Annotated in this window: 17 protein-coding genes; 10 read left to right on the top strand and 7 right to left on the bottom strand. The window is 71.3% G+C overall.

From position 1 onward, the window contains the following. Positions 1-139: 139 nt before the first annotated feature. On the top strand, positions 140-811 hold the full coding sequence (locus ACFVYE_RS17975; RefSeq protein WP_383958980.1) for a DUF6875 domain-containing protein: 672 nt from the start codon (positions 140-142) through the stop codon (positions 809-811). Between the two features lie 109 nt (positions 812-920). Here the strand turns inward: ACFVYE_RS17975 and ACFVYE_RS17970 are convergent, their stop codons facing one another. From ACFVYE_RS17970 to ACFVYE_RS17940, 7 genes are read right to left on the bottom strand one after another with little or no spacing between them, the layout of a single operon-like run. After that, positions 921-1,970 carry an LLM class F420-dependent oxidoreductase gene (locus ACFVYE_RS17970; RefSeq protein WP_383958982.1) on the bottom strand — a complete coding sequence of 350 codons (1,050 nt, stop codon included), beginning with the start codon at positions 1,968-1,970 and terminating at the stop codon, positions 921-923. A 23-nt stretch (positions 1,971-1,993) separates the two neighbouring features. Next, positions 1,994-3,628: an AMP-binding protein gene (locus tag ACFVYE_RS17965; protein ID WP_383958984.1), complete on the bottom strand. Its 1,635-nt coding sequence runs from the start codon at positions 3,626-3,628 to the stop codon at positions 1,994-1,996. Between the two features lie 20 nt (positions 3,629-3,648). After that, positions 3,649-4,842: a CaiB/BaiF CoA transferase family protein gene (locus tag ACFVYE_RS17960; RefSeq protein WP_383958986.1), complete on the bottom strand. Its 1,194-nt coding sequence runs from the start codon at positions 4,840-4,842 to the stop codon at positions 3,649-3,651. 22 nt (positions 4,843-4,864) lie between these two features. Then, positions 4,865-5,896, bottom strand: coding sequence for an ornithine cyclodeaminase (locus tag ACFVYE_RS17955; RefSeq protein ID WP_383958988.1), 1,032 nt, complete (start codon positions 5,894-5,896; stop codon positions 4,865-4,867). Further along, a complete protein-coding gene (locus ACFVYE_RS17950) occupies positions 5,893-6,924 on the bottom strand; it encodes a cysteine synthase family protein (protein WP_383958989.1) in 1,032 nt (343 codons plus the stop codon). The genes ACFVYE_RS17955 and ACFVYE_RS17950 overlap by 4 nt, the downstream gene beginning before the upstream one ends. A gap of 7 nt (positions 6,925-6,931) precedes the next feature. Next, positions 6,932-7,843, bottom strand: coding sequence for an oxygenase MpaB family protein (locus ACFVYE_RS17945; RefSeq protein ID WP_383958991.1), 912 nt, complete (start codon positions 7,841-7,843; stop codon positions 6,932-6,934). A 38-nt stretch (positions 7,844-7,881) separates the two neighbouring features. Beyond that, entirely contained in the window at positions 7,882-8,904 is a 1,023-nt protein-coding gene (locus tag ACFVYE_RS17940; protein ID WP_383958993.1) for a hypothetical protein, read from the bottom strand. A 319-nt stretch (positions 8,905-9,223) separates the two neighbouring features. Here ACFVYE_RS17940 and ACFVYE_RS17935 point away from each other — a divergent pair, with 319 nt between their 5' ends. From ACFVYE_RS17935 to ACFVYE_RS17895, 9 genes are read left to right on the top strand one after another with little or no spacing between them, the layout of a single operon-like run. After that, entirely contained in the window at positions 9,224-10,003 is a 780-nt protein-coding gene (locus ACFVYE_RS17935; RefSeq protein ID WP_383958995.1) for a thioesterase II family protein, read from the top strand. A 17-nt stretch (positions 10,004-10,020) separates the two neighbouring features. Then, a complete protein-coding gene (locus ACFVYE_RS17930) occupies positions 10,021-10,308 on the top strand; it encodes a phosphopantetheine-binding protein (protein ID WP_383958997.1) in 288 nt (95 codons plus the stop codon). Then, the gene (locus ACFVYE_RS17925; protein ID WP_383958999.1) at positions 10,305-11,696 is read left to right on the top strand and encodes a TrpB-like pyridoxal phosphate-dependent enzyme; all 1,392 of its coding nucleotides are present in this window, start codon (positions 10,305-10,307) and stop codon (positions 11,694-11,696) included. Before ACFVYE_RS17930 ends, ACFVYE_RS17925 begins: the two co-directional genes overlap by 4 nt. Then, complete coding sequence (locus ACFVYE_RS17920) at positions 11,693-12,916, top strand: acyl-CoA dehydrogenase family protein (protein ID WP_389606272.1); 1,224 nt, start codon at positions 11,693-11,695, stop codon at positions 12,914-12,916. Before ACFVYE_RS17925 ends, ACFVYE_RS17920 begins: the two co-directional genes overlap by 4 nt. Next, positions 12,900-14,582: an amino acid adenylation domain-containing protein gene (locus ACFVYE_RS17915; RefSeq protein WP_383959003.1), complete on the top strand. Its 1,683-nt coding sequence runs from the start codon at positions 12,900-12,902 to the stop codon at positions 14,580-14,582. The genes ACFVYE_RS17920 and ACFVYE_RS17915 overlap by 17 nt, the downstream gene beginning before the upstream one ends. Next, on the top strand, positions 14,564-15,385 hold the full coding sequence (locus ACFVYE_RS17910; protein WP_383959005.1) for an alpha/beta hydrolase: 822 nt from the start codon (positions 14,564-14,566) through the stop codon (positions 15,383-15,385). Before ACFVYE_RS17915 ends, ACFVYE_RS17910 begins: the two co-directional genes overlap by 19 nt. 16 nt (positions 15,386-15,401) lie before the next feature. Next, the gene (locus ACFVYE_RS17905) at positions 15,402-15,767 is read left to right on the top strand and encodes a nuclear transport factor 2 family protein (RefSeq protein WP_383959007.1); all 366 of its coding nucleotides are present in this window, start codon (positions 15,402-15,404) and stop codon (positions 15,765-15,767) included. 5 nt (positions 15,768-15,772) lie between these two features. Then, entirely contained in the window at positions 15,773-16,621 is an 849-nt protein-coding gene (locus ACFVYE_RS17900) for an enoyl-CoA hydratase/isomerase family protein (RefSeq protein WP_383959008.1), read from the top strand. Further along, the gene (locus ACFVYE_RS17895) at positions 16,621-17,565 is read left to right on the top strand and encodes a TauD/TfdA family dioxygenase (RefSeq protein WP_383959010.1); all 945 of its coding nucleotides are present in this window, start codon (positions 16,621-16,623) and stop codon (positions 17,563-17,565) included. The genes ACFVYE_RS17900 and ACFVYE_RS17895 overlap by 1 nt, the downstream gene beginning before the upstream one ends. The last annotated feature ends 176 nt before the right edge of the window (positions 17,566-17,741 follow it).

The raw sequence follows: 17,741 nt of genomic DNA, 5'->3' as shown, positions 1-17,741 counted from the left end.
TCTATCCAGTGAGACGCGTGAGCGCCATGGAAATATTTCTGCGCGTCGGACGAAGATCCGCTTTGAAATTGATTGTGCTGGATGATCCCTTGTAAGCGAAGCGTTAGGGTGGGCGTGCCCGGGTGGGAGTGACTCAGCCATGCTGATTCGCGAAAGCAGTGCGCGACTGACCTTGATCGAGCTGGGCGACCTCGCGCGAAATGATCTACCCTCATGGCTTGAGAAGCATGAGGAGTCCCTGCGTGAGATAGTCGAGTGGGCGTCCAGCTACCTCTCCCGACCTCACCCCGAAGTTGGGCGAAAGGGGCATGTCTGCCCGTTCGTCAAGACGTCGATGAACAGAGGGCTGTTCTATCTGGCGGTGGAATCAGGGGTTCCGAAAAGCTCCGCGGAGACTGCGGAGGCGCTTCGCGGATACCGTGACTGGTTTGTCGAACTCGCCCGTCAGAGCGGGGGTGCCGCGCAGTACGCGACGGTTCTCGTGCTCTTTCCCGATCTGCCGCGGGACAGGGTGGTCGAAATTATTGAGAACACCCAGGTGTTACTGAAAGCGGACTATGTCTCGCACGGGCTGATGATAGGTGAGTTCCATGACGGTCCGCCGGCCAAGGGTGGCTTATGGAATCCGGAATTCCGCCCGCTGAAGAGCCCTGTGCCGTTGCTGGCGATACGTCACATGGTGCCCACAGATCTGCCGTTTCTGAAGGACGACCCGGAGCAGCTGGCAGAGTATCTCCGCCGCTACGGCAAGGAGACACCGCCGGCCATGGCCGCGCGGCCTCCCGCGCGGGAGCGGGGCGAGGACCACTGAGCATTTCCGATCTTCACTCGCCCGAGGGCAGATCGGAAATGCTCACTGAAGAAACCGTCGGCCCCTGAAGAGGGGCCGACGGTGCGGTGGACCGAACGACCGGGGCTCGTCAGTCGCAGAGCTCCTTGAGCCGTGACAGCAGCCCGGCCTCCGTCTGGCCGTCCTGGGGCACGGGGACGACCTGGAGTTCGGTCACCCCGGCCGCGCGATATGCCGCGACCCGCTCCTTCACATAGCCCTCGGGCCCGCACAGCGTGGTGGCCTCTAGGAGTTCCGCCGGAACGGCTGCCGCTGCACCCGAGCGGTCACCTGCCCTAAACAGCCGCGCCACGGCCTCCGCCTGGGCCCGGTAGCCGTACCTGCAGACCAGGTCGTAGTAGTAGTTGTGCCCCGCGGCGCCCATCCCGCCGATGAACAGGGCCAGTTGGCCGCGGGCCAGCTCCCTGGCCCGGGCAGCGTCCGGGCCGATGGCGAGCAGCCCGCCCGCCGAGATCCGCAGCGGGCCGAGCCCCGGGTCCCGCCGCGCCGCCCCGGCCCGCAGGTCGTCGCCCCAGACCTCGTCGCACCGTTCGGGGTCGAAGAACATGGGCAGCCAGCCGTCGGCGACCTCGGCGGTCATCCGGACGTTGCGCGGGCCCAGCGACGCCACCCAGACGGGGACGGCCGGCCGCACCGGCGGGGTCAGCAGCTTCATGGCGGTGCCGAGCCCCGTGCCGCCGCCCTCGCCCGGCGGCAGCGGCAGACGGTGCACCCGGCCCTCGTACGTCACCGGTTCCTCGCGCCGCCAGAAGGCGCGCAGCACCGCGATGGTCTCCCGGGTCCGTGCCACCGGCTCGCGGTACGGGACGCCGTGCAGCCCCTCGACCACGCGGGGGCCGGAGGTGCCAAGTCCCAGGTGACAGCGGCCGCCTGAGAGTGCGTCGATTCCGGCGGCCGTCATCGCGAGCAGCGCGGGCGTGCGGGTGTAGACGGACATGATGCCCGAGCCGATCTCCACCCGTCGGGTGCGAGCGGCGATGAACCCCATGAAGCTCGGGGCGTCGTGGCCGTAGGCTTCGGGCACCCAGATCAGGTCGAGACCGGCGCGTTCGAGCTCCGCCACCTGCTCGGCGGCGGCCACGATGTCGCCGTCGTACCGTAACTGCATGGAAATCCGCATGGTGCGCTCCGGGTTCAGGGGGTTCAGGCGGTGGGGGTGCCGCTGTCGAGACGTTCCAGGCGGCCGCTGACGGCGAGTTCGGCTACGCGGAACCGCTGGACCTTCCCGGAGGCGGTGAGGGGGAGGTCTGCCGCCAGGAACCAGTGGACCGGGATCTTGTACGGCGTGAGCCGTCCCTCGCACTGGGCCAGCAGGGCCTCCAGGCAGAGCGCCGCACCCGGCGCGGGCTGGACCACGGCCGCGACCTCCTCGCCCCACACGTCGTCGGGAACCCCCACGACCACGGCCTCCCGCACCCCCGGGACCTCCGCGAGGACCTCCTCGATGGCGGCGGGCGCGATGTTCTCGCCGCCCCGGATGATGAGGTCGTTCAGCCGCCCGCCGATCCGCAGGGCCCCGGTGGCGTCCATCGAGCCGAGGTCGCCGGTGTGCAGCCAGCCCTCCGCGTCCACCTTGCCCGCGGTGGCGGCGGGGTCTCCGTAGTAGCCGATCATCTGCTGGTAGCCGCGGGCGCAGATCTCGCCCTGGACGCCGAGCGGCTGCACGGCGCCCGACTCGGAGTGGACGATCTTGCACTCGGCGTGCGGGAGGGGGCGTCCGACGGTGCTGGTCTTGTCCTCGACGGTGTCGTCGGGCCGGGTGAGGGTGAGGACGGAGGCGAGCTCGGTCTGGCCGTAGAGGTTGAACACGGTGGTCGAGAAGAGCCGTTCGGTCTCCGCGATGAGCTGCGGGCGGACCGGGGCGGCACCGGTCAGGACGGACGAAAGCACCGGGCGGTCCGGGACGTCGCGGGCAGCCTCGTTGAGCGTGCTCAGCACCGTGGGAACACTGGTCAGCACCGCGCCGGGCGCCTCGCTCAGCGTGCTGAGCAGCACCTTGGGGTCGAAGCGTTCGAGCAGCACGAACGTGCCGCCGCTCCAGAGCGGGCCCAGACATGAGATGACGCAGCCGGCCGTGTGGAACATGGGGAGCGGACTGACGACCGTGGCGCCCGGACGCACCCCGAGGGCCTCGAAAGTCAGCTTGGGGACGTTCACCACGGCCTGGTGGGACAGGAGAACGGCCTTCGGGGCGCCCGTCGTCCCCGAGGTGAACTGGATCTGGGCCGGGGCGGTCGAGGCCGGCTCGTGCTCCGCGGGCAGCGGCCTGCTGCCCTTGAGCTCGTCCCAGTCGGAGAGGGAGACGACATGGCGCAGTCGCGGCAGCCCGGCGGCGACCGATGACACCACGGCCGCCATGTCGTACGCGCGGCTGCGGTCGGCGTGGACCAGCATCTCCGCCTCGGAGAGACCGAGGGCGTACGTCAGGTCGGCGGCACGGAACGCCGGGTTCAGGGTCACCAGCGTCACCCCGGCGAGCGCCGCCGCATACTCGAATACGGGCCACTCGGGGACGTTGGGCGCCCAGATGGCGACCCGGCTGCCGCGCGGGATCCGGGCGAGGATGCCGGACGCGACGCTCTCCGCCTCGGCGAGCAGCTCGGCGTACGTCCACTGCCGGGGCGTGCCGCCGCCGTCCGGGACGCAGCGCAGGGCGACGGCCTCCGGGCGGCGGGCCACGGTCTCCCGGAGCAGCGCGCCGATGGTCCGGTCGGCGAGCGGGCTGCGCCCGTCCGCGCGCAGGACCGAGCCCGGGCGCGTTCTCGGGCTTCCGTTCACTGCCCTTACGGTTCGGCCGGTCACTGTGGCTCCTCACGTCGTCGGTCTGTGGCGTCGATCTCCGCCAGAACCTCGGCGGTGTGTTCCCCGTGTGCGGGAGCCGCGCCCCGCAGGGATTCCAGCCCTGCCCCGAAGAGCACGGGGAAGCGGACCTGGGTCTGCGGGTCGCCGCCGGGCGGGCCCGGAACGGTGCCGACGAGGCCGCGGGCCGCCACATGCCCGTCGGCGAGGAACTCGTCCGCCGACTCGTAGACCGGGGCCCAGGGCACGTCAAGGTCGGACAGGGCGGCGGACCACCACGTGAGGTCATGCCGCGCGAACACGTCCGCGAGCGTTGCCCGTACCTTCTCCTTGGCCCGGGTGCGGTCGGCCCGCCGGTCGTACGCGTCATCGGCGAGCGCGGGGAACTCCGCAGCGAAGCGGCGCCGGAAGGCGATCCAGAACTTGTCCTCGAAGGTGGCGAGGGTGAGTCGCCGCCCGCACGCCAGGACGAACACGTCGTTGTCTCCGGTGACCAGCGGATTCCCGCCCGGCCCCGCCCGGCCGTGCCGCGACAGGGCGAGCGGGGCCGCCCAGGCGGCCGCGGCCTCGTGCAGGGAGACGTCGAGGTGCTGGCCCTCGCCCGTGACCCGTGCCGCGAACACCGCCACGGTCGTGGACAGCGCCGCGTACATGGCGCCGGCCGTGTCGGCGACCCGGACGCCGACCCGGTCCACCGGGCCCGCCTCTCGGTGCGGCACCGCGAAGAAGCCGGACAGGGCGAGGAAGTTGAGGTCGTGGCCGGGCCGTGTCGCGTACGGCCCGGTCTGGCCGAAGCCGCTGATCGAGCAGAGCACGACCCGGCGGTTGGCGGCGCGCAGCCGCGCGTAGCCCAGCCCCATCTTCTCCAGCACACCCGGCCGGTGGCTCTCCACGACGGCGTCGCTGCGCTCGACCAGGCGCAGCAGCGTGTCGCGGCCCTCGGGCTCCCGGAGGTCGAGGACCACCGACCGCTTGTTGCGGTTGAGCGCGGCGAACGTGTCGGGGTCGACGAGCCTGCCGTAGTCGCCCCCGTCGGGGCTCTCGATCTTGATCACGTCGGCGCCGAGGTCGGCCAGCAGCAGTGTGGCGAAACCGCCGGGCAGCAGGCGGGACAGATCCAGCACCCGCAGCCCGGTCAGGCCGGGCCACCCCGCCGTCCCCGCGGTCCCGGCCGCCCCTGACGTCGCGTCCATGGCTGTTTCTCCCCTGTCGGTGTCAGTGCGGCAGTCGCGTGCCGAGGCCCAGTTCGGCCGCCCTGGTGTGCACCGCGGCGGCCACCGCGATGTCGTGCACGCCCATGCCGAACGGATTGATCACCACGCGGTCCCGGTCGCCCACCTGCCGCCGGTAGGCGCCCGCGAGCAGGTCGGGGAGGGCGGCGTCGACGGACCGGCCGCCCTCGGGGGCGGGGGCGCCGGGACCGGTGACCCGGCCCGCGCCGGCGAGCACGCCCAGCAGGCGGTGGTCGTCCTCGGCGACCAGCTGCCAGTCATCGACGAACAGGTGGTCGCAGCCGAGCAGCAGGCTCTCGGCCGCGTCGTCGAGGGAGACGTTGACGAAGGTGCCGCCCTCGGGCACCCAGTCGTTTTCGACGTACGGCTCGGTCGTGGTGGTCACCGCGAACGTCAACTCGGCGCGTGAGACGGCCTCTTCGGGCCGTTCGACCACGGACACCGCCACCTCGGGCCGGGCCGCGGCCCAGGTGGCGGCGGCCTGCTCGGCGCGGGCGCCGTCCCGGTCGTGGAGGACCACCTCCCGCAGCCCGGTGGCGTGGCGCGCCAGCAGCCCGTGATGGACCTCGGCCTGCCGGCCGCAGCCGAGGTAGGCCACACGGCCGATCCCGGCGAGGTCACGGACCGCGCCCACGGCGGCGAGCGACACCCCGGCCGTCCGCAGGGCGCTGATCAGGGCGCCCTCCATGATGCACAGCGGGCGTGCCGTCTCGGGGTGATCGAGCACGATCAGGCCCGCGGCCCGGGGCAGCCCGAGCGCCTGGTTGCCCAGCGAGGCGTTGATGATCTTGCAGCCGTAGTTGTCGCCCGCCCAGCCCGGCAGGATCAGGCTCCGGGCGGAGGCCCCCGAGGACGTGGTCCACCGCAGGGCGGCCTCGGGGGTGAGCCCGGCCTTGCCGGCCCGCACGGCCAGCAGCGTCTCGCGCACCAGCTCGACGACGGGCAGCTCGGCGCAGACGCGTGCCACGTCGGCGCTCGCGAGATAGGTGATCGGTGGCGGGGTGTGCACGGTCATGGCTGCGCCACTCCTTCGGCGACCGGGGGTGTGCCGGGGTGCGCGTACTCGTCGGAGCGGGCGTGCCCCAGGGCGTCGAGGGCCGCCGCGACCTCGGCGGTGACCCCTTCCGGGTTCCGTGTCACGACGCCGGTGAGCTGCGGGTACTTGTCGCCGCCGTCCGGGCAGACACAGGCCGCGTCGGCCGTATCCGGGCGCCGGGCCGCGTCCATGACGGTGGCGAGCACCGAGGCGCCCGCGCTGCCGCCGAGCGACAGGCCGGTCCGCTCCCGGATCCGGTTGCAGGCGGCGATGGCATCCAGGTCGCGGACCCGCACCAGGCGGTCCCAGTGGTGGCGCGCCACGAACCGCGAGGCCCGCCCGGAGCCGAACCCGGCCAGCTTGTCCGGGCGGTGCACCGGGGTCCCGCCCAGCGCCGCCGATCCCACGGCGTCGACCGCGATGATCCGGGTCGAGGGCCGGTGCGCCCGGAAGTAGTCGGCCACCCCGGCCAGCGTCCCACCTGTGGAGACCGCCACGGCGACCGCGTCGAAGCCCCCGCCCGGGGCGTCACGGGCCAGCTCCACGGCGGTCCGGGTGGTGTGGACGCGGGGGTTGGCGCTGCTCTCGTACTGATCGGTCCACACGGCGGTGTCGTCCTGGCGCAGGATGTCCCTGACCGCTTCCAGCCGGGCGTCGAGAGTTCTGCCGGACGGCAGTTCGGGCACGGTCACCACGTCCGCGCCGTACTCCGTCATCAGCGCGACGCTCGCGCGCGGGGTGCTGGGCTCGACGACCAGGGTGCACCGGTAGCCGCGGGCCGCGCACAGACCGGCCAGCGCGATGCCCAGGTTTCCCGATGTGGACTCCACCACCCGGTTCCCGGGGCGCAGCCTGCCGGCCTCCTCCAGTGCGTCGAGCAGCGCCTCTGCGGTGCGCGCCTTGATGGAGCCGAAGGGGCCCAGTGCTTCCAGCTTGAGCCACAGGCGCAGGGCCCGTCCGGGCAGGGGGACGCGTACGGGCAGCAGGGGAGTCGGTGAGTGGGTCACGGTCCGGTCAGCTCTCAAGGTTCTCGGCGGAGGTGTGGCCGAGGGCGAGTGGGCCCTGGTGGGTGTCCCGCGCGTGCTCGGGGCCGATACTGCTGATCCGGTAGCCGCGCGGATATCCCGGGTACGTCCTGGCGGTCGGCCGGGTCATCAGCCGCGCCATCAGCGCCGGCGCCGCCCGCTCGGCCCGCGCGTGGGCGTGCAGCCCGATCCGGTGCAGGGCTCTGGCCGGGGGAGACGCCTGCGGTATGCCCAGCGCCTGCCGGGCGGCGGCGTCGAGCCGGCACGGCAGCGTGGCGGCCACCAGGTCGGAGACGGGACGCGGATACCAGGAGGAGTAGAGCTTCATGACGGCGGCGCCGACCCGTACGCTGCTGGGGGTCAGCCGGAAGTTCGCCCGCTCGTACTCCACGTTGAACCGCTCGAACTCGGTGTACTCGCTGGGGAGGTCCTGGATGTTCATCCTGGCCCCCACCTCCCGGAAGAAGTAGAAGGCGGACAGCCGCTCCGTCTCGACGGTCCTGCGCCAGGCCCAGCGGTCGATCCATCGGATGGGCTCGAAGATGAACGTGGACAGCACGTACAGCATGTCGTCGTTGGAGATCGAGTAGCGGCGGTGCGCCAGGTTGATCTGCCGCAGGGCCTGCCGGCCGCGCTCGGAGGCGTAGCCGTTGCGCACGATCTCGCCGAGCAGGATCCGGGTGTCGTCGTAGCGCTTCTGCGCCCGCCGCGCGAACTCGCCCGTGCCGTCCAGGAGTTCGGAGATGCTCGGTATGCAGCAGGTCCGCCAGATGGCCACCTCAAGACCCCGGCCGTAGTCCCACGGGAACTCCCGGTCGGAGGACGTGCGGTGGATCACCTCGTGGTCCGCCTTCGGGTCGAGGGACCGCAAGTACTCAACGGTGGCATACCGGTTCCGCATGTCGCTCCTCGATCCGGATCGTGTGGTGTGGCCGTGGACTACAGCGGGGTGGATCCGGCGGCACTGGTCACTTCGGGGCGCGTGGGGTCGAAGCGCCGGGTCTCGTAGCGCCACTGGAGCTGGCCGGTCAGCCAGCTGCGCAGGCCCGCTACATGGCGGGCCAGCGCAGCGAGCAGGGACGGATCGAGAGAGTCCCGCAGTGGCGCGTCGGGGAACGTCCGGCTGAGGTCGGTGAAGGTGGTGACGCGGCCCTGGACCATCTCACCCACCGCGTCCACGGCGGTCTGGAGGCCGGTGCCATGGGCGTGCCGGTGGACGGCCACCAGGTTGTGCGGGTCGCCCAGCAGGGCCTCCTTCTCGCAGGAGAAGAGGTCGTTGGTCCACAGGTCGGCGTCGGAGAGGGACCGGTTCAGCTCGGTGAACACCGGGAGCCGGTAGATCTCCGCCGGGATCTCGAAGTGCGTGGTGACCTCGATGAGGTCCAGATACGGCATGAGGGCCCGGCCGCGCATCGCGATGTACTCGTCCAGCTCCGGCGTGCGCCCCGTGAGACGGTTCTCGGCCTCCCAGGCGCAGGTGTCGAAGAACGCGCCGATGTGCCCGGCGAGCCGGGTCCGCCAGGCGTCGGAGGTGTAGGGACGGGTACGGCGCCACAGGTCGGCGAAGGCCGGCCGGAAGGCCGTGACCACCGAGTGTTCCGCCGAGCCGGGCGCGGCCTCGTCGACGGAGCCGTCGGGGGTGAGCCAGCCGAGCACCTCGCGGCACACCGCGCGCAGCCGCTCCGGGTCCTTGCCCAGGTCCGTCTCGTCGAACTGGTCGTCCAGCACCAGCATGCAGCTGATCCAGTCGGTGACCAGGGCGAGTTCGGTGCGGCCCGCGTGCGGATAGGCGCGTGACATCAGGGTGCCGAGCAGCGACCGCTCGTGGTGCCGGCGGGCCACCTCGTCGGGCACGAGGCCGAACCGCCGGACGAACGCGCGGGTGCTCTCTTCCACCTGGTCCCGGAAAGGGCTGAGCTCCGTGGGGAAGTCCACCCGGATCTGAGGTATTCGGAGGGTCACGATGACTCCGGCGTCGAAGGAGCGGGCAGGGAGTGGATCGGCGGAACGGACACGTACAGGCGCGGGGGAGAAGCAATTCAAGAAAAGCGGAGCGGTTCGCATCCATGGGCGCGCCACATGCCGCCGTAAACAGAATTCACGGACAGAGATTCCATGCGGGGCGATTACAGCCTACGGGAGAGCTGTTCCCGGGACTGGAAGCAACCTGTACGACCAACTGCCCCTACTCGAAAGGGAAGTGACGGTGGATGAAGAACCGGCTAGGGTGCCGATTCGGAAGTGACCGAAGGTTGTTTGCCGCCCGATGGAGAGGCGACCAGTGTCCTCATCCGCAATTCCCGCTCAGCTTTCCGAAAGCGCCTGGCTCAAGCGGTTCGAGCCGGTGACGGCGCCTCGGATCCGACTCGTCTGCCTGCCGCACGCGGGGGGAACCGCGGGCGCCTACCACGCCTGGACCCGCGACCTGCCAGCGGACGTGGAGCTCGTCGCCGTGCAGTACCCGGGCCGCCAGGAGCGGTTCGGCGAACCGTGCGTGACGGACATGGGCACGCTGGCCGACCACGTCACGCGGGCGCTGCTGCCCCTGACCGACCGGCCGTTGGCGCTGTTCGGGCACAGCATGGGAGCGAGCGTGGCGTACGAGGTGGCGCTGCGGCTGATCATCCGTCACCAGGTGTGCCCCCAGATGCTGTTCGTCTCCGCCCAGACCTCGCCGCTGCGCCGGAGCGAGGACAAGGACCTGCATCTGCGTGACGACGAGGCGCTGTTGGCGGGGCTGCGCGCCCTCGGGGGCGTGGAGGAGGAGGTGTACGCCGACCCCGACCTGCGGCAGTTGGTGATTCCCTCGCTGCGGTCCGACATGCGACTCATCGAGAACTACCGGCGCACCCAGGTGCAACGGGTGGACATTCCGGTGACGGCGTACGCGGGTGATTCCGACCCGGAGGTCTCCGCCGCCGACATCGGGGCATGGCGTGACCTCACCACGGCGGAATTCGCGGCGCACACACTCCCGGGCGGTCATTTCTATCTGCAGGATCGGCAGGCGGAACTCGTCGCCGATATCGCTGCACGGCTGACTTCGGTCCGCGCCCGGTAGTTCGAAGGGAACCCACGATGGACAGCAATGACTACGAGTTGGCGGGCGTCGTACGGAAGCTCATGGTAGACGTCCTCGACCTTCGGCTGAGCCCGGAGGAGATCAAGGACGGGATGTCGCTCTACTCGCCGACGATTCAGCTCGATTCCCTGAATCTGCTGCAACTGCTGCTGGCGGTCGAGGACGAGTTCGGCGGCCACATCGACGACGAGGATGTCATGGAAGCCGATCTGGAGACCGTCGGCGACCTCATCGGGCTGGTGTCCCGGCATGTGCGGGAGAACCGTTCGGAGGCCGGCGCGTGAAGTCGAACCGCAATCAGTACCTGTTGGACGAGAGCGACGTCCCCACCCACTGGTACAACATCCTGGCCGACCTCGACGTGCCGACGGAGGGCGTGCGCAGGGCCCGCCCCGCCCCGAGCGCCCCCACGGCCGCGGTGGAACGGCAGGCACCGAACATCCCCCTGTCCATGTACCGGGACAGCGTCGGCGGCAGGCGCCACGTGGAGATCCCCGACGAGGTGCGCCAGCAGTACCAGCGCTGGCGGCCTACTCCCCTGGTGCGCGCCCACGCGCTGGAGCGCGCCTTGGACACCCCCGCGCACATCTACTACAAGTACGAGGGCGCCAACGCGGCGGGCAGTCACAAGCTCAACTCCGCGCTGGCGCAGGCGTACTACTACAAGAAGGCCGGCGTCCAGGAACTGACCACGGGCACCGGAGCCGGTCAGTGGGGCACCGCGCTGTCGATGGCCTGCCAGGCGATCGGCCTCGGCTGCACGGTCTTCATGGTCCGGTGCAGCTTCGAGCAGAAGCCGTACCGCCGTGTGCTCATGGAGCTCAACGGAGCCCGGGTGATTCCCAGTCCGAGCGGCACCACCGAGGCAGGACGTGCACTGCTCGCCGCGTCCCCGGACAGCGAGGGAAGCCTGTCCATCGCCAACGCCGAGGCGATCGAGCACGCCCGGTCCGTGAATGGCGGACGCTTCGCCGTCGGCAGCGGTGAGAACCACGTACTGCTGCACCAGACCGTCATCGGCGAGGAGGCGCTGCGTCAGATGGAGATGGCGGGCGAGTTCCCCGACGTGGTCATCGCGTCGATGGGGGCGGGCAGCAACTTCGCCGGACTGGCCTTCCCTTTCTACCGGGAGAAGCTGCGCACCGGGGCGGACACCCGGCTGGTCGCCGTGGAGCCGGATGCGTGCCCCAAGTTGACGAGGGGGCGCTATGCCTGGGACTACAACGACTACTCCGGCACCACGCCGATGACGAAGATGTACACCCTGGGACACACCTATGTCGCGCCCGGGGTGCACGCCGGCGGTCTGCGCTACCACGGGGCCGCACCCCTGGTCAGCCTGTTGCACCGGCACGGACGCATGGAGGCCGTGGCCGTCGGGCAGAACGCCGCGTTCGAGGCGGGCGCCCTCTTCGCCCGCACGGAGAACCTCGTGCCCGCCCCCGAGTCCGCGCACGCCGTCCGCGGCGTGATCGACGAGGCCGTACGGGCCCGCGAGGAGCGCCGCGCCACGGTCATCCTGTGCAACATCAGCGGCCACGGCATGCTCGACCTGTCCGCCTACGACCAGTACCTCGCGGGCACGCTCAAGGACCACACGGCCACCGACGAGCAGATCGCGGCCTCGCTGGCCGCCCTCCCGGACGTCGAGCCCGCCGGCGCGGCGTCATGAATCTCAGCCCCACCGAGGAACAGGTCGCTCTCGGCGAGCGGCTCCGCGACTTGGGCGCCGCACAGCTGGGCGCGGACGTCGAGGCAAGGGAGCGGACCCACAGCCTCCAGCCGGGGGACTGGGAGCGGTGCGCGCGGGCCGGGATCCTCGCGCTGCCCGTGCCGACGAAGTACGGCGGGCTCGGACTCGACCCGCTGAGCTGCGCCGTCGGCATGGAGGGCCTCGGCCACGGCTGCCGGGACAACGGCCTGCTGCTCTCCCTCGGCGCCCACATCTGGGCGGTCGAGATCCCGATCCTGGAGTTCGGCACTGAGGAGCAGAAGGAGCGCTACCTGCCCGCGCTGTGCGACGGCCGGATGGTCGGCGCCCACGCGCTCACCGAGCAGGAGGCCGGCTCCGACGCCATGGCGTTGACGGCACAGGCCCGCCGCGACGGGGACGGCTATGTGCTCAACGGCACCAAACGGTTCGTCACCAACGCGCCGATCGCCGACGTCACCCTCGTCTACGCCACCGTCAACCCGGCCCTCGGGTTCACCGGGGTGACCGCGTTCCTCGTCGACCGGGACACCGAGGGGCTGACCGTGGGGAGCCGGTTCGAGAAGACGGGGATGCGCACCGCGCCGTGGGGGGAGATCACCCTCCGGGACTGCCATGTCCCGGCCGGCGCCCGGCTCGGCGCCGAGAAGCAGGGGTCGCGCATCCTCGCCCGGGCGATGGCCTGGGAGCGCTCGCTGATCCTGGCCCCGCTGCTGGGTACGATGCGGCGCCAGATCGAGCAGTGCGTGCAGTACGCCAGGAGCCGCAGCCAGTTCGGCAAGAACATCGGCCGGTTCGAGTCGGTCGCGCACCGGATCGTCGACATGCAGCTCCGGCTGGAGGCGGCGCGGCTGCTGACCCACCAGGCGGCCTGGAAGCTGGGCCTCCAGGATGCCTCGTACGCCCCCGAGGCGGCGAAACTGACCACCAGCGAAGCAGCCGTGGCGACCTTCCTCGACGCCATGCAGGTGTACGGCGGGCTCGGCTACACCACCGACACGGACATCGAGCGGAACCTCCGTGACGCCCTGGGCACCCGCATCTCGTCGGGCACCTCGGACCTCCAACGGGTGCTGATGGCCGAAAAGATGGGGATTACGGCCAGGGCGCGCCGCACGCCCCCGCCGCGGTCGGCGGCCGCCGCCCAGCCCGGGGGTGAGCGGCGTGCCGACGCTCGTTGACGCCCTGGCGCGGTCGGTGGCCGAGCACCCCACGGGCGAGGCGGTCAGACTGCGCGGCCGCTCCCTCGACTACGCCGGTCTCGACCGGGCAAGCAGCGCCCTCGCCGCCACGATGCGCGAGGCGGGCGTGGTCCCGGGCGACCGGGTCGGGCTGTGGCTGGGCAAGTCGGTGGAGACCGTCGTGGCCGTGCACGCCGTGCTCAAGTGCGGTGCCGCGTATGTGCCCGTGGACCCGGCGGCGCCGCCCGCCCGCGCCGCGTACATCCTCAAGGACTGCGCGGTGGCCTGCCTGGTCACGGACCGCGGACGGCTCGACCTGCTCGCACCGGATACGCAGGGGCAGAGCACGGAGGGGCAGGTCGGCAGCGACGGACACAGCACGGACGGGCCGGGCACGGACGGCTGGTCGGCCGCGGTCCGGCTCGTCGTGGTCGTCGACGAGGAGGAGGTCGAGGACGGGCAGGCGACGGACGCCGCACCAGCCGTCGACGTCCCCCCTCGCCTCGGCTGGGGCCGGGCGGCCCGGCGGCCCGTCCCCAAAGGGTTCCGGCCCGCCTCCGTGGCCCCCGGCGACCTGGCATACGTCCTCTACACCTCCGGTTCGACCGGCGTCCCCAAGGGCGTCATGCTCTCCCACCGAAACGCCCGCGCCTTCGTCGACTGGGCCGTCGCGGAGTTCCGCATCACGTCCGATGACCGGCTCGCCTCCCACGCACCCGTCCACTTCGACCTGTCGGTCTTCGACATCTTCGCGGCGGCGGGCACCGGAGCCTGTCTCGTCCTCGTCCCGGAGAACCACAAGGCCCTCGGCATGGCGCTGAACCGGCTCGTGGCGGCCGAGAAGATCAGCGTCTGGTACTCGGTCCCGGGCGCGCTGGTGCGGATGCTCGACGCGAGGAACAGCGGCGAACTCGCCTCCTGCGGGCTGCGGACGGTGCTGTTCGCGGGCGAGGCGTTCCCGCTCAAGCACCTCAGAAGGCTGCGCGGCGTGCTCGGCGGGGCGGAGCTCTACAACCTCTACGGGCCGACCGAGACCAACGTCTGCACCTTCCACCGGGTCACCGACGAGGACCTGGCACCGGACCGCGTCGCGCCGCCGCCCATCGGCACCCCCTGCCCGTACGCCACCACCACCCTGCTCGACGCGGACGGCCGCGCCATACCGGACGCACCGGGTGCCGAGGGCGAACTCGCGGTCCGCGGCGACTCTGTGATGCTCGGCTACTGGACGCCCGCGGGCCCGCCCGCCGAGCCCGCGCCGGTCCACCGGACCGGAGACATCGTCAGGTCCGACGGCGCGCGGACCTACACATTCGCCGGGCGGCGCGACCACATGGTCAAGGTCCGCGGCTACCGGATCGAGCCGGAGGAGATCGAGGCGACGCTGCTGGCGCTGCCCGAGGTCCACGAGACGGTCTGCATGGCCGTCGGGGCCGGGGAGGACGACGTACGCCTGGAGGCGTTCGTGGTGCCGGAGTCCGGGGCGTCGATCGACGAGGCACGGCTGCGCCGCCACTGCGCCCGGACCCTGCCGCGCTACATGGTCCCGGCCCGCTTCGCCGTCGTGGACGGTCTTCCCCGTACATCGACGGGCAAGGCCGACCGGCGGGCGCTCGCCGCCGCGGCGGCCCGGAGCGAGGAGGGGTCGTGCACACCCGAGTCATGACCCCGTGCTGGCCCAGCCGGGCGCTGGGCCGCGACAAGCGGGTCAACGTCGTGCTGCCCGACACGTACACGAACCACGGTCCCGCCCACCCGGTGCTGTACCTCCTGCACGGCTACGGCGGCGGGCGGGACACCTGGCTGCGCCGTTCCGTGCTGTGCCAGGCCCTGGCGGGCAGCCGGCTGATCGTCGTCCTGCCGGAGAGCGGCCGCCGCTGGTTCATCAACGACCATGCCGGGCAGCGGTACGAGGACTACCTCGTCGAGGACCTCGTGGCGAGCGTGAACAACGAGTTCAACACGGTGGCCCGCCGCGAGGGCCAGGCGGTCGGCGGGTTCTCCATGGGGGGCGCCGCCGCGCTGTTCCTGGCGTTGCGGCACCGTGGGCTGTTCGGCGCGGCCGCCGCGCACGCCGGTGCCTTCGAGGCGGGCACGCGCATCGGAGACCCGTACGCCGCGTTCCGCGGGGACCCCGGCTTCGCCATGCCCACGGAAGCGGTCCACGAGCGGGTCTGGGGCCCGCCGGGCAGCGCCACCCGCCGGCTCTACGATCCGCGCCGGCTGGCCGGCGAGCCGCACGACGGCCCCCGCCCGGCTCTTTACCTCGACGTGGGCACCGGCGACCACGACCGCGTGATCGGGATGAACCGCCGTACACGGGACACGCTGCGGGAGCAGGGCTGGCGGCCGGAGTACCACGAGCGGCAGGGCGGTCACGACTGGGACTTCGTGAACCGCGCCCTGCCCGAATCGCTGAAATTCGTGATGCATCACCTTTCCGGAGCGACTGCTGTGGAACGACTGTGAACGGGGTGTCTGCTGCGTGATCGTCGTCGAGGAAGCCATACGTCTGGTCGAGCGGTACTACGACCTGGTCGACCGGAATGACATTTCCGGTCTTGTGTCGCTGTTCGCGACGGATGTGGTGTACGAGCGGCCGGGATATCCGCCCCTGCACGGAATCGGTGAACTGGAGCGGTTCTACCGGCAGGACCGTGTCATCGAATCAGGAAAGCATTCACTTCGCGAAGTCGTGGCGAACAAGGAACTGATTGCCGTGCACGGCGATTTCGAGGGCCGGCTCAAGAACGGGAATGACGTGTGCGTACGGTTCGCAGATTTTTTCCAGGTCGCCCGGGACGGTCTCTTCCGCCGGCGTGACACCTACTTCTTCAGCCCCCAGGTGTGAGCGGCATGACCGAGGAACAGGGCCCGCTTCTGGTGACCCGCCCCTCTCCGGAGATCGTCGTCGCCGCCCTGCACCGGCCGCACCGGAAGAACGCCCTGACCGAGGGGATGTTCCGGGCGCTCGCGGACCTCTGCGCCGAGCTGCGCGCGGACACCAGTGCGCGCGTGCTCGTCCTGACCGGGACCGGGACGGACTTCTGCTCCGGGTACGACCTCGACGAGGCAGGGCGGATCGCCGCCCTGCCCCCGGCGGAGCTGCTCGGCCTGCTCGAACGGCAGTCGGCCGCGGTGACCGGGCTGCGCGACATCCCGCAGCCGGTGCTCGCCGCCGTGGACGGCGTCGCGGTCGGCGCCGGGCTCTCCCTCGCGCTCGCCGCCGACCTGCGCGTCGTCACCGCCCGCGCCCGGCTGCGGGCATCCTTCGTGAACATGGGCCTGTCCGGCGGGGACATGGGTGCCTCCTGGCTGCTGCCCAGGCTCACCGGGCTCGGCTTCGCCTCGGAGATGATGCTCACCGGCAGGTTCGTGGCCGCGGACGAGGCCCTGGACCGAGGCCTGGCGAACACGGTGACCGACCCGGACGACCTGCACACCACCACCCTGGACCTGGCCCGGCGGATCGCCGCGCACAGCCCGGTCGCGGTGGCCCTGACCAAGCGCGTCCTCCAGGCCAACGCCTACGCCCCCTCGCTGGCCGTCGCCCTCGAACGGGAGGCGCCGCTCCAGACCGTGGCCGCCCAGTCGCCCCGGATCCGGCAGGCCGTCGCGGACTTCCGCTCGTCGAGGGCCGCCGGGGACACCGAGGACGCGCCGGACGCCGCCCCCCTGACACCTACGACACCCACGGAGAACTGATGGTCGACACCGCCCAGACCTGGCGGCCCCTGGAGGTGGATCCGGGCAGCGTCGGCGTACCGGCGAGCCCCGAGGGGCTGGCGGAGTTCCTGCGGGGGCAGGACGTGACGGAGCTGCTGACCCGGGAGAAGGCCGTTGTCTTCCGAGGGTTCGGGACCAGTGCGGAGTCGGCGTCGTACGACATGGCGGCCGATCTGCTGCTGCCGAACCGGCTGGCGTACGTGCACGGCAACTCGCCCCGGACCAAGGTCGGCAGGAACGTCTACACCTCGACCGAGTACCCGGCCGAGTTCGAGATCTCCATGCACAACGAGATGTCGTACAGCCACACCTGGCCCCGGCGCATCCTCTTCTGCTGCGCCTACCCGGCCGCGACGGGCGGGGCCACGCCCGTCCTCGACGGGGCGCTCTGGCTCGCGTCCCTGGACCCGGAGGTACGTGTGGCCTTCGCGTCCGGCGTGCGCTACACGCAGAACCTGCACGACGGGATGGGGTTCGGCAAGAGCTGGCAGGCGACCTTCGAGACCGAGGAGCGGGACGAGGTCGAGGCGTTCCTCGACGGCACGGGCGCCCAGTGGCGGTGGGCCGCCGACGGTTCGCTGCGGATCGGCCGGACCGCGCCCGCGACGGTCGAACACCCCGTCACGGGAACCGAGGTGTGGTTCAACCAGGCCGACCAGTGGCACCCCGCCGGGGTCGGCGAGGAAGCGGCGCTGCTGGCGGAGATGCTGCCCGAGGAGGAACTGCCGCAGAGCGTCTGCTTTGCCGACGGCAGCCCCATCCCCGCCGAGTACATCACCCACATCCAGGAGACCGGGCTGCGCCAGGCGGTCGACGTGGACTGGCGGCGGGGAGACCTGCTCCTGGTCGACAACGTGGCCGCGGCCCACGGCCGCCGGCCCTACACCGGCGAACGCCGGGTACTGGTGGCCATGTCGGACTAGCTCCACGCCCGGCCACCGGCGGGCGGGGCCGATGAAATTCCCGCCGAATTCCTCGCGCGGCAGATATCCGTATAGCGGTCGTCCAGGTGTACAGGACACCCCCTGGATAGTGTCACGGCAGTGAGCAATGGGTAGACGGGTGCCGGTCGGCGCGAGTTCAGTCCGAATGATCAGGG

It is taken from the genome of Streptomyces sp. NPDC058239, assembly GCF_042882185.1.
In the GTDB taxonomy this organism is placed as follows: Bacteria; Actinomycetota; Actinomycetes; order Streptomycetales; family Streptomycetaceae; genus Streptomyces.
The sequence above is the reverse complement of the archived record's forward strand: the minus strand, read 5'-3'. Positions and strand labels throughout refer to the sequence as shown.

What these genes read in the sequence shown, in the direction of transcription:
- ACFVYE_RS17975 (WP_383958980.1), top strand. Translation starts at nt 140, where the DNA reads ATGCTGATTCGCGAAAGCAGTGCGCGACTGACCTTGATCGAGCTGGGC.
- ACFVYE_RS17920 (WP_389606272.1), top strand. Translation starts at nt 11,693, where the DNA reads ATGAATCTCAGCCCCACCGAGGAACAGGTCGCTCTCGGCGAGCGGCTC.
- ACFVYE_RS17930 (WP_383958997.1), top strand. Translation starts at nt 10,021, where the DNA reads ATGGACAGCAATGACTACGAGTTGGCGGGCGTCGTACGGAAGCTCATG.
- ACFVYE_RS17955 (WP_383958988.1), bottom strand. Translation starts at nt 5,896, where the DNA reads ATGACCGTGCACACCCCGCCACCGATCACCTATCTCGCGAGCGCCGAC.
- ACFVYE_RS17970 (WP_383958982.1), bottom strand. Translation starts at nt 1,970, where the DNA reads ATGCGGATTTCCATGCAGTTACGGTACGACGGCGACATCGTGGCCGCC.
- ACFVYE_RS17900 (WP_383959008.1), top strand. Translation starts at nt 15,773, where the DNA reads ATGACCGAGGAACAGGGCCCGCTTCTGGTGACCCGCCCCTCTCCGGAG.
- ACFVYE_RS17945 (WP_383958991.1), bottom strand. Translation starts at nt 7,843, where the DNA reads ATGCGGAACCGGTATGCCACCGTTGAGTACTTGCGGTCCCTCGACCCG.
- ACFVYE_RS17895 (WP_383959010.1), top strand. Translation starts at nt 16,621, where the DNA reads ATGGTCGACACCGCCCAGACCTGGCGGCCCCTGGAGGTGGATCCGGGC.
- ACFVYE_RS17960 (WP_383958986.1), bottom strand. Translation starts at nt 4,842, where the DNA reads ATGGACGCGACGTCAGGGGCGGCCGGGACCGCGGGGACGGCGGGGTGG.